At 64.2% G+C, this 565-nt stretch carries 1 protein-coding gene; it reads right to left on the bottom strand.

Annotated elements, in window-relative coordinates:
- A partial coding sequence (locus tag EN991_RS39025; RefSeq protein ID WP_164769804.1) for a peptidoglycan-binding protein occupies positions 1-565 on the bottom strand: 565 nt, incomplete at both ends.

Raw genomic sequence — 565 nt, 5'->3', positions numbered from 1 at the left:
TGCGGGCATCGGGCGCTTGCGTCGCGGCATCCGCCTGCCCGGAATTTGTCTGTCCCGAACCTGTCTGCAAAGACACCGGAACGGCGGCCGGCATATCCGGGCGCGGCTGCGGCCTGGGCACGACGGAAGCTGTCTTCGGCGTCGCGCCCAGTTGATCGAGCAGAAGCGCGTCGATCTCGCCGGACGCACTGAGCCCGACCTTCTGCTGATAGTCCTGGATGGCCTTGCGGGTGTTGGGTCCGGAAATGCCGTCGACCGTCCCGGAATAGAAATCGAGATCCTTCAATATGCCTTGCACCTGCTCGACCACCGGATCGCCCTTGATCGGTGCCGGCGCGCCGGATGGCCGCACGATGTTGAATGTCGTCTCCGGTTCGTCGGGCGTCGCGTGCGGAAAGCCCGCAATGCTGCGGGTCGCAAAAAATGCGCCGGCATGCGGGAAAGGTTGGTACCACAAGGCATTTGCGGAGACATAGAACAGCGTCACCAGGAACGCCGTCGAGCCGCCCACCAGGACAGGATTGCGCGAGATCATGCCGCCGACGGCGACAGCGCCGTCCTGAAA

It is taken from the genome of Mesorhizobium sp. M7A.F.Ca.US.005.03.2.1 (assembly GCF_003997795.1).
In the GTDB taxonomy this organism is placed as follows: Bacteria; Pseudomonadota; Alphaproteobacteria; order Rhizobiales; family Rhizobiaceae; genus Mesorhizobium; species Mesorhizobium ciceri.
Note: the sequence above shows the minus strand (reverse complement) of the source record. Positions and strands in the feature narration are given on the sequence as shown.